10 protein-coding genes are annotated in these 9,897 nt (G+C 63.4%); all 10 read left to right on the forward strand.

Features of this window, described 5'->3' with window-relative positions; all coding sequences use genetic code 11:
* Positions 1-258 precede the first annotated feature (258 nt).
* Positions 259-774 carry a MarR family winged helix-turn-helix transcriptional regulator gene (locus GL284_RS20740; RefSeq protein ID WP_155046311.1) on the forward strand — a complete coding sequence of 172 codons (516 nt, stop codon included), beginning with the start codon at positions 259-261 and terminating at the stop codon, positions 772-774.
* A gap of 133 nt (positions 775-907) precedes the next feature.
* Positions 908-1,927 carry an ABC transporter substrate-binding protein gene (locus GL284_RS20745; RefSeq protein WP_155046312.1) on the forward strand — a complete coding sequence of 340 codons (1,020 nt, stop codon included), beginning with the start codon at positions 908-910 and terminating at the stop codon, positions 1,925-1,927.
* 81 nt (positions 1,928-2,008) lie between these two features.
* Entirely contained in the window at positions 2,009-3,067 is a 1,059-nt protein-coding gene (locus tag GL284_RS20750; protein ID WP_155046313.1) for an ABC transporter ATP-binding protein, read from the forward strand.
* Positions 3,064-3,921 carry an ABC transporter permease gene (locus tag GL284_RS20755; RefSeq protein ID WP_155046314.1) on the forward strand — a complete coding sequence of 286 codons (858 nt, stop codon included), beginning with the start codon at positions 3,064-3,066 and terminating at the stop codon, positions 3,919-3,921. Before GL284_RS20750 ends, GL284_RS20755 begins: the two co-directional genes overlap by 4 nt.
* Positions 3,918-4,706, forward strand: a complete 789-nt coding sequence (locus GL284_RS20760) for an ABC transporter permease (protein ID WP_155046315.1) — start codon at positions 3,918-3,920, stop codon at positions 4,704-4,706. The genes GL284_RS20755 and GL284_RS20760 overlap by 4 nt, the downstream gene beginning before the upstream one ends.
* 12 nt (positions 4,707-4,718) lie before the next feature.
* A complete protein-coding gene (locus tag GL284_RS20765) occupies positions 4,719-5,537 on the forward strand; it encodes a polysaccharide deacetylase family protein (RefSeq protein ID WP_155046316.1) in 819 nt (272 codons plus the stop codon).
* A complete protein-coding gene (locus GL284_RS20770) occupies positions 5,534-6,265 on the forward strand; it encodes an SDR family NAD(P)-dependent oxidoreductase (RefSeq protein ID WP_155046317.1) in 732 nt (243 codons plus the stop codon). Before GL284_RS20765 ends, GL284_RS20770 begins: the two co-directional genes overlap by 4 nt.
* Before the next feature lie 10 nt (positions 6,266-6,275).
* Positions 6,276-7,013, forward strand: a complete 738-nt coding sequence (locus GL284_RS20775) for an SDR family oxidoreductase (protein ID WP_155046318.1) — start codon at positions 6,276-6,278, stop codon at positions 7,011-7,013.
* A gap of 14 nt (positions 7,014-7,027) precedes the next feature.
* Positions 7,028-8,404 (forward strand): amidase, encoded by a 1,377-nt coding sequence (locus GL284_RS20780; protein WP_155046319.1) that lies wholly within the window; start codon positions 7,028-7,030, stop codon positions 8,402-8,404.
* A gap of 4 nt (positions 8,405-8,408) precedes the next feature.
* Positions 8,409-9,608: an MFS transporter gene (locus GL284_RS20785; RefSeq protein WP_155046320.1), complete on the forward strand. Its 1,200-nt coding sequence runs from the start codon at positions 8,409-8,411 to the stop codon at positions 9,606-9,608.
* Positions 9,609-9,897 lie beyond the last annotated feature (289 nt).

Here is a 9,897-nt window from a genome sequence, read left to right on the forward strand (position 1 = left end):
CAAGGTCTCGCAACCCGAAACTTGTCCGAAGATCGACGGTGACCGCCAGCGTCACCAACGGCCGCGCGCTGCGCTACGCCGAAGGCTCCGCGCGCGGCCTCCTACACCATGTGTTGGGACACTGCCCCCTGACTGCAGGTGTTCGATCCAAGGACTGCGCAACGCCTGCCAATGTCAAACGTCGCGCAACCGGATTTAATGTTGCATCCGGGCGGAAAGCAGCGGTTATCTTTCCATCGAGATGAATGAAAGACGATAATGACCTATTCCGTCGACGACGAACCCGACTTTGTGGATTCCGCCGTGGGGCTGTGGACGAACGAGGTTCCGCAGCTTGACACCCGTGGCAAGCACATCACCAATCGCATCCTGCGTCTGGCCGAGGTGGTGACGAACCGGATGAACGATGTCACGCAGTCCTGCGGCATCAAGTATTCGACCTATGCGATCCTTGCGACGCTGCGCGCCAGTGGCGAGCCGTTTGAACTGACGCCAAAGGCCCTGCAGGCGCTGCTGGTTGTCTCGTCCGGGGGGCTGTCGAACCAGCTTGCGCGGATCGAAGCGATGGGTCTGATCCGCCGCAGCGAGGATCCAAGCGACGGGCGCGGCGTGCGCGTCAGTCTTACGCTGGCGGGCAGGGCGCTGGCCGATCAGACCATGCCTGTTCAGGCCGCGGCCGAGTTGGATTTCATCCGCATGCTGTCAGAGGACGAACGCGAGACGCTGGAGCGTCTGCTGCGCCGGGTGCTGCTGGTGAATTCGATCCCACGCTGATCGGCACAAACTTGCTCAAAATCTGTGCGCACACGCTTAAATACCTTTAATGTATCTTTCATGAAAGTTTTATTCTGGACAGAATCCGCAGAACCGGCTGTTCTGGGATCATAACAAGACAACAGGGGCCGCCATGACGAAGACAGCACTGACGGGCACGACGATCCTCGCCCTGAGCCTTTCCACCTTGACCGCTCATGCCGAAGATCTGGTCGTGGGCATGTTCGGAGGCAATTTTGCCAAAGCCGTGACGCAGTGCCATGTCCAGCCCTATGAGGCCGCGACCGGCGACACGGTGATCCCGCAGGAAGGCAGTTCCTCGCAATTCGCCTCGATGGTCCGGGCGACGGGTGGGACCTCGGATTTCGACGTGATCTATATCGACAATTCCTTTGCGGCCCAGCTGGCCAGCGAGGGACTGTCAGAAAAGCTGGACCGCGCGAAGATCACCCATACCGCCGACCTGCCCGAGGCGGTCTGGGGCGCGGACGACCATTTCGTGCAGTTCCAATGGGCGGCGACAACCATTGCCTATAACCCCAAGGCCTATCCTACCCCGCCCGACAGCTGGGCCGCGATCTTCGACGCCGCGCCTTCGGGCAACGTCGCGCTACCGGACATCTCGGGCACGGCGGGTGTCCACTTTCTGCTGGCAGCGGCCAAGCTGAACGGCGGCAGTCTGGAAAACCTTGATCCCGGGTTCGAGGCGATCAAGAAGATCGCGCCCGACATCAAGGCCTATTACACGCAGGCGGACCAGATCATCGCAATGTTCGAACGCGGCGAGGTCGATATCGCGCCTTGGTATCAGGACCGCGCGGCTGCTGCTGCTGCTGCGGGCGTGCCGGTGGCGATCGCCTATCCGAAGGAAGGCGCAATCGGGATCAACGTCACCATGGTGATCCCGAAGGGCGCGGCCAATCCGGAAGGGGCTTATAAATACATCGACACGCTGCTTTCACCAGAAGCGCAGAAATGTCTGGCGGATGTGATGTATGAGGGGCCGGTGAACACCAAGGTCTCGCTGACCGGCCCGGCAGCCGAGGCGCTGCCTCCGGAGATCTTCAAGACGCTTGATTTCCCGGACCCTGAATATGTCGCGGCCAATGTCGCCGACTGGCGCGCCCGCTGGCAGCGCGAAATCACCCGCTGACACTGCTTTGACGTGCTGCATTTTGCCTTGGGCCGATCACCGGTGCCCTCGGCATGGTCCCAGCCCTCGACGGAGAGACCCTTGTCGTCATCCCTAACCCTCAGATCCCTCAGCAAACGCTACGATGACGTGACGATCGTCAATTCCGTCTCTTTCGACGTGGCCGAGGGGGAGTTCGTCTCGCTCCTTGGTCCTTCGGGCTGCGGGAAGACCACGATCCTGCGGATGATCGCGGGGCTGCTGGAACCAAGCGGCGGGCAGATCCTGTTCGGCGATCAGGACGTGACCCGCCTGCCCGCGAACAAGCGCAATATCGGGCTGGTGTTCCAGTCCTATGCGCTGTTTCCACACATGACGGTCTATGAAAACGTCGCCTATGGTCTGCGCCGCCAAAAAGTCACGGGGCGTGAACTTGACGCCCGGGTGATGGAGGCGCTGGCCCGCGTTCGCCTGGACCAGCATGCGAAACGTTTCCCGCGCCAGCTGTCGGGCGGACAGCAGCAGCGGGTTGCGCTTGCGCGCTCGATCGCCCCGCGTCCGTCGATCCTGCTGTTCGATGAGCCGCTGTCCAATCTGGACGCGCAACTGCGCGAAGAGATGCAGATCGAGATCAAGAAACTGCAGGCCGATCTTAAGCTGACCTCTCTTTTCGTCACCCATGACCAACACGAAGCGATGTCGCTTTCGGACCGCATCTGCCTGATGTCGGGCGGGAATATCCAGCAGCTCGCCACACCGGAAGATGTCTATTTCCAGCCTGCGAATGGATTTGTGTCCGGCTTCGTCGGTAGCCCGAACAAGATCGAAGGCAGCGCCACATCCGGCGGCGTGCGGTTTGGCAGCGGTGCGGTCATCGCGGCCAATGTCGGTTTCATCGAAGGCGCCCCGGTCCGCGCGACGATCCGGCAAGAGGATGTGACGCTTCGGCCCGGCGGCGTGGGCCCCCTGACGGGCACCATCGCCTTGCGCATCTTCGAGGGCGCGAACGTGCAATATGTCGTGGCCCTGACCGGCGGCGACGAAATCCTTGCCCGGGTTTCCTCGCGTTCTGACCTTGCCACGCTTGCCAAAGGCACGCCCGTCGCGCTTGATATTCCGGCGGATCGCGTCTTCCTGTCGCCCGGCGGGGCTGCGGCATGAAGCCTTCGCCCCTGACCGGCCCGATGCTGATCCTGCCCGCGACGGTGCTGCTGCTGGCGGGATTTCTCGCGCCCACCGCGATCATGGCGATGCTGTCCTTGCGCGACTATACGGCCGGGTCGGGCATCGGAAATTCATGGACACTCGCCAACTACCTCTCGGTCCTTGGCGACGGCTTCTATTTGGAGATCGTTGCGCGCAGCCTCGCGCTTGGCTTCCTTGTTACCTTCGCCTGCCTGATCCTTGGCTTCCCGCTGGCGTTGTTCATTTTGCGCTCGTCGCCGCGGGTGCAGACGGCGGCGATCCTGCTGGTTATTTTTCCGCTTCTGTGCAACATCGTGGTGCGCTCTTTCGGCTGGATGGTGCTGCTGGCGCCGAACGGGGTGATCAACGCAGCCCTGATGGCCAGCGGCATTATCAGCGCCCCGCTTGATCTGATGTATAACCTCACGGGCGTCGTGATCGGGCTGACGCAGATCTATGTTCCCTTCATGGCGCTGCTGCTGATCCCGGCACTGCAGAATATCCCCCCGGATGTCGAGGCGGCGGCCTTCACCCTTAAGGCCTCGCGCGCGCGGGTGTTTTTCACCGTGACGATCCCGCTTGCGATCCCCGGGATCATCACCGGCTCGATCCTTGTGTTCGTGCTGTCGATTTCTGCCCTTGTCACGCCGCGAATGCTGGGCGGGCCGACCTACAAGGTCATGGCGACACAGATCTATGACGAGTTCATGACCAATCTGAACTGGCCCGCAGGTGCTGCGCTGGCGTTCATTCTGACGGCTCTGGCCTTGGCGCTGATCTGGGCTGCCAACCGCATCTCGGCCTACTTCACCCGGGGGATTTCGACATGATCAGCAGAAAGCCCTCGACGCTGCTGACGATCCTTGCCGCGCTGATCCTTCTTTACATGAACGCGCCGACCATCGTCGTCGTTCTGGCGTCTTTCACCAAGACCACCTACCTGACCGTGCCGCCGCAAGGCTGGACGCTTCGGTGGTTTGGCGAGGTGCTGGGATCGGCCTCATATATCAGGGCGATCTGGACCAGCCTCTGGCTTGCCGCAGGCGCCACTGCGCTGTCCGTGATGCTTGGCACCGCAATCTCTTACGCGCTGCATCACAGGCTGGTGCCCGCGCGCGATCTGATCTTGTCCATCGTCATGGCGCCGCTGGTTTTTCCCGCCGTGGTGATCGGCGTGGCGCTGCTGCAATATGTCTCGCTTCTTGGCTTGCGCGGGCAGCCCTGGGTGCTGATGGGGGCGCATGTGTTGATCACGCTGCCTTATGTGGTGCGCTCTGCCATGTCCTCGCTGACCGGGCTGAACCCCCAGCTTGAGGAAGCGGCGACCGTTCTTGGCTCGAACCGGTTTCAGGCGTTCCGGCTTGTTACCCTGCCGCTTCTCAAGCCCGGCCTTGTCGCCGGCGGCATCTTTTCCTTCGTCACCTCGCTCGACAACGTGCCGGTGACGATCTTCTTGCTGACCCCGCGCCAGTCGACCCTGCCGGTAAAGATCTTCGCCTCGGTCGAACACGGGGTCGATCCTTCGATTGCCGCCGCCTCGACGCTGCTGGTCGCGGGCACCGCGGTGGTGCTTCTTCTGGCCCAACGCTGGGTCTCTTTCACGCGCTTCTTCTGACGGAACCTTTCCATGAGCATGACCACCAAGGGCTTCCCCCTGATGCTGAGCTTCGATCTTGATTGCGAGACGATGTGGACCGCCCGCGACCCCGAGGCCCGCAAGCGCCCGATCCTGATGTCGCAGGGTGCCTATGGCTGGAAGCGCGGCGTCTGGCGGGTGCTGGACGTGCTGCGCCGCTACGAGGTGAAATCGACGTTCTTTGTCCCGGGCGAGGTGGTGCTGGCGCATCAGGAGGTGATCGACGCGCTGCTGAAGGACGGGCACGAGATCGCCCACCACAGCCACACCCACCGCTGGATCGTGTCGCTTTCGCCCGAGGAAGAGCGCGAAGAGATGGAGCTGGCGCAGCAGGCGATCATCCGCGCCACCGGACAGGTCCCGCGCGGCTGGCGCAGCCCCGCGGCCGAGCTGACCGATGTGACGATGGATCTGATCAAGGAATACGGGTTCAAATACTCGTCGAACTTCTTTGACGATGACGCGCCCTATCTGCTGAAGGTGCGTGGTGCGCATATCGACTGCGTGGAACTGCCGTTCCGATATATCAATACCGACAGCCCCTATTTCCAGTTTTCCAAGATCCTGCCCGGCCGCACCATCACCTCGCCGCCGCAGGTGCTGGACACCTGGTCCTGGGAATTCGACACGCTGCATGCCGAAGACCGGATGATGGTCGTCGCCATGCACCCGGAATTCATCGGCCAGCCCTCGGGGTCCACGGTTCTGGCACGGTTCATCGAACATGTGCGGAAACAGGACAATGTCTGGATCGGGCGTTGTGACGATATCGCAGCGGACATCCGTGCGAACCTGCTGGCCGACGCATGAGCGGGCTTGCGGGTTACAAGATCATTGTCGTCGGCGGGGCCGCCGGGATCGGCCTTTCCACCGCGCGGATGATGGCCGCGCGGGGGGGCGCGGTGGGGGTGATCGACCGGGCAGCCCTTGCGGATGACGCCTTTGCCTCGGCCATGGCCGATTTGACGGATGCCGGCGCCGTGCAGCAGGCGATGACGACGCTGGCCAAGATGCTGGGCGGGATCGATATACTGGTGAACTGTGCGGGCATCGACCTTGAGGCCGCCACCGAGGATGTAAGCGACGAGGCCTGGGCGCATGTCATCGACGTGAACCTGTCGGGTCCGATGCGGACCTGCCGCGCGGCCTTCCCTTGGCTCAAGGCCTCGGGGCGGGGGGCGATCGTCAATGTATCCTCCGCCGCCGGTCTGCGTCCGATTGCCGACCGTGCCGCCTATTGCTCGGCCAAAGCGGGGCTGGTGATGTTGTCGAAATCTTTGGCCTTCGACTGGGCGAAACACGCGATCCGCGTCAACACCGTCTGCCCCGGCGCTGTCCATACCGATCTTTTCGACCGCTCGTGGCAGGGCAAGGAAGACCCGCAAGCGCGCCTTCAGCAGATCCGCGACCGTTACCCCTTGGGGCGCATCGCCGAGCCCGAGGAACTGGCCGAGGCGATCACTTATCTGGCGGGCCCTACCGCCGCCTATGTCACCGGCACGACGCTCGCCGTCGATGGCGGCCGCAGCTTCCACTGAGGAGACAGCCATGAGGTTCATCGGCAAGCACGCCCTCGTCACCGGCGGGGGCGGCGGGATCGGCCGCGCCAGCGCGATCCGTCTGGCGCAGGAAGGCGCGCGCGTGACCACCTTCGACCTGCGCGAAACAAAGGCACCGGACGGGATCGACCCTGCGCATTGGCGCGGCGTCGCGCTGGACTGCACCGACGCAGTGCGGGTGAAAGCCGCGCTGGCCGAGGCCGAAGCCGCCTTCGGTCCGGTGGATGTGCTGTTCAACAACGTCGGGCAATCCGCCCGCGAGCGCGCCTCGCTTTTCTGTGAAAGCGAGGAGGAGGTCTGGCGCTTCGTCATCGAGATCAACCTGATGACCACGCTCCGGATGTGCCGTCTGGTCGCACCGGGGATGCAGGCGCGGGGCAGGGGCCGTATCCTCAACATGTCAAGCGACGCAGCTTTTTCGGGCGATCTGCGGCTTGCCGACTATGCTACCGCCAAGATGGGCATCGTCGGACTGACACGGGCGCTTTCGACCGAACTTGCGTACCACGGCATCACCGTCAACACCATTTGCCCCGGCGCCATCGCGACCGAAGCGCATCAGCGCATCCCGCAAGAAACGCTCGACAATTTGGTCGCAGCCACCCCGGCAGGCTTCATCGCGACGGCAGAAGAGGTGGGCGGGCTTGTCGCCTATCTTGGCTCGGACGAGGCACGCTTCATCACCGGACAGACGATCGCCATCAATGGCGGTCGCAACATGCTCTGACAGGATCCCGACCGATGACCGATATTGCCGATCTCTCCGCCGTGGCGCTGTCGCAGGCCATCGCTGCAAAGCAGATCTCGCCCGTCGAGGCGACCGAGGCTGCGCTTGCCCGGATCGAAGCGCGGTCCGATCTGAACGCCTTCGTGACCGTGGCCGTGTCAGAAGCCCGCGCCGAGGCCAAGGCCGCCGAGGCCGAGCTGATGGCTGGCAAGCTGCGCGGGCCGCTTCACGGCATCCCCTATTCAGTCAAGGATCTGATCAACACGGCGGGCGTGCGGACCACGAACGGCTCGAAAGCATACGAAACCTTCGTGCCGACCACCGATGCCGTTTCCGTCGCGCGGGTGCGTGCGGCGGGCGGCGTGATGATCGGTAAGACCACCACACCCGAGTTCGGGCACAAGCCCGAGGCGACCTCGCCCGTGTCGGGGCGCACCCTGCACCCGACGCATCCCGATCGCACGCCGGGCGCGTCCTCATCGGGCTCTGCAGTGGCGGTCCGTGCCGGTATGGGGCCGCTTTCCATCGGGTCTGATGGCGGCGGCTCGATCCGCATTCCGGCGGCCTGCTGCGGGATCGTCGGGCTGAAGCCGACGCTTGGGATGGTCCCGCATCTGCAACTTCCCGACCTGTTCGGCGCGAATTCCTATGTCGGCCCGATGGCCTGCGACGTGGCCGATACGGCGTTGTTCTTCGAGGCGATGGCGGGTTTCGATCCCGCCGATCCCTTTGGTCAGGGCGATCTGCCTGTCCCGAAACCCTTCACCGGATTCAAGGGCCTGACCGTCGCCTGGCTGCCCCGCGCCGGTGCGCAGGTCGATCCCGAGGTTGCAGCGGCGACCGAATATGCAGTGCAAAAGATGGCTGCCGAAGGCGCCGAGGTCGAAGAGATCGACCTTGATTTCCGTGCAGTCGAAGGGGCCTTCATGACGGTCCTGCGCGCGGGCATCGCCGCCCGGGTCGGGCCGCAGGTTCCGGTATTCGGCAACCAGCTTGATACCACGCTGCTGACCCGGATCGTCGAGGGCACGGCGCTCAGCGCCATCGACCTGTCGCAGGCGGCCTATACCCGCACCGCGATCTTCCGCGCAATCCAGACGGTTCTCGCCCGCGCCGATATCATCGTCTCGCCGGTTCTGACTGCCCCCGCGATCCCGATCAGCCTAGACACGGCGGGCGAGGTCACGGTCGCCGGCAACCGCGGCACCATCAGAGGCGTGTGGTATCCGTTCACCTATCCGCTGAACCTGACCGGGCATCCGGCGATCTCGATGCCCTGTGGCACGACGGCGGACGGGTTGCCGATCGGTTTGCAGATCCTGACCCGTTGGTATCAGGACCGCTATCTTCTAAGGGTGGCTGCCGGGATCGAGGCGCTGCTGAGGCATTGAGACAATGACTGATGAGCCGCCCGGCTTATCGTCGGGCATCGCCCTAGGGTCGCCGGAGTACTGGCGCATCGCCGCAGCAATGGTGGCTGCAGGCTTTTCGGTCTTTGCGATCATGAATGCCGTCCAGCCGCTGATGCCGATCTTCGTGGCCGAATTCGGCATTACTGCCGCAAGCGCCAGCCTGTCACTGTCGCTGACCATCGCCGCGCTGGCGGTTGCGATGCTTGGCACGGCTCGGCTTTCCGACCGGCTGGGACGCAAGCCGGTGATGGCCATGTCGCTGCTGCTCTCTTCGGTCACGATGCTGCTGACCTCGGTCGTGGCCGACTGGGGACTGCTTCTGGTGCTGCGCGCCTGCTGCGGCATCGCCATTGCCGGCGTTCCGGCCGTCGTGATCACCTATCTGAGCGAGGAGATGGCCCCGGCATCGCGCGCGGCGGCGAACGGGATCTATGTATCGGGGGCGGCCCTTGGCGGCATGGCCGGGCGGCTGATCTCGGGCCATGTCGCGGATCTTTATGGCTGGCATGCGGGTCTAGCCGCAGTGGGCTGGATCGGGCTGGCGGCGGCAGTCGCATTTCTGGTCTTGCTGCCCAAGTCGCGGAACTTCACCCCCAGCCGCGTGCCGCCCGCTGCCGAGCTGCGCGCTTATATCGCCCATTTGCGCGATCCGCATCAGCGCAGGCTTTACATCTCCGCCTTCCTGCTGATGGGGGCCATGGTTTCGGTCTACAATTACTTGGGCTTTCGGCTTCTGGCAGCCCCGTTCGGGCTGGATCCTGTCTGGGTCAACGGGATGTTTCTGCTTTATGCAGTGGGCATCCTGATTGCGCCCCCGGCAGGCGCGCTGGCGCAGCGGCATGGCGAAACGCAGATTCTGCAAATCGCACTGGTGGGCAGCCTATGCGGCATGGGGCTGATGCTGTCCGAAAGGATCGTCGTGGTGATGCTGGGGCTGACGCTTTTCACCGCCGGTTTCTTCGCGGCCCATTCGATCGCCTCGGGTTGGGCCGCGCGCAGTGCCAGAACCGCGCGCACGCAGGCAAGCACGCTTTACCTGCTGGCTTATTACATGGGCGGCGCGCTGATCGGTTGGATTGGTGGGCAGGTTTGGCAGGTCTTCGGGTGGCCGGGCCTTTGCATGCTGATCATCGCGGGACTGGTTCAGGTCGGTTGGCTGATCGGCCAGTCCACCGGGCGTTAACGGGTCTGTGGAATGTTGTGTGGCCGACGCAGCCACTGGTGTTGGCCTGTCCAAAGCCCATCGAGACTTTCATCGCGGCAGACGGCGCTGCCTTAAAACGCCTCGAAGCGAACGTTGGTTCACGTTGCGACGACAGCGCTTCTGAAACCTCAGGGAACCAACGGTAATCCTCCCCGTGGTTAAGGGGTTTGGCAGTAGAATTTTCTCGTAGCGTGAACTGAGGAGATTCGAATAAGAAAAACCCGATTTACCGAGCCGCAGATCATGGCGGTGCTGCGCCAGGCTGAGG

It is taken from the genome of Paracoccus shanxieyensis (assembly GCF_009711265.1).
Classification (GTDB): domain Bacteria; phylum Pseudomonadota; class Alphaproteobacteria; order Rhodobacterales; family Rhodobacteraceae; genus Paracoccus; species Paracoccus shanxieyensis.

What these genes read in the sequence shown, in the direction of transcription:
- GL284_RS20770 (WP_155046317.1), top strand. Translation starts at nt 5,534, where the DNA reads ATGAGCGGGCTTGCGGGTTACAAGATCATTGTCGTCGGCGGGGCCGCC.
- GL284_RS20740 (WP_155046311.1), top strand. Translation starts at nt 259, where the DNA reads ATGACCTATTCCGTCGACGACGAACCCGACTTTGTGGATTCCGCCGTG.
- GL284_RS20745 (WP_155046312.1), top strand. Translation starts at nt 908, where the DNA reads ATGACGAAGACAGCACTGACGGGCACGACGATCCTCGCCCTGAGCCTT.
- GL284_RS20780 (WP_155046319.1), top strand. Translation starts at nt 7,028, where the DNA reads ATGACCGATATTGCCGATCTCTCCGCCGTGGCGCTGTCGCAGGCCATC.
- GL284_RS20765 (WP_155046316.1), top strand. Translation starts at nt 4,719, where the DNA reads ATGAGCATGACCACCAAGGGCTTCCCCCTGATGCTGAGCTTCGATCTT.
- GL284_RS20775 (WP_155046318.1), top strand. Translation starts at nt 6,276, where the DNA reads ATGAGGTTCATCGGCAAGCACGCCCTCGTCACCGGCGGGGGCGGCGGG.
- GL284_RS20785 (WP_155046320.1), top strand. Translation starts at nt 8,409, where the DNA reads ATGACTGATGAGCCGCCCGGCTTATCGTCGGGCATCGCCCTAGGGTCG.
- GL284_RS20760 (WP_155046315.1), top strand. Translation starts at nt 3,918, where the DNA reads ATGATCAGCAGAAAGCCCTCGACGCTGCTGACGATCCTTGCCGCGCTG.
- GL284_RS20755 (WP_155046314.1), top strand. Translation starts at nt 3,064, where the DNA reads ATGAAGCCTTCGCCCCTGACCGGCCCGATGCTGATCCTGCCCGCGACG.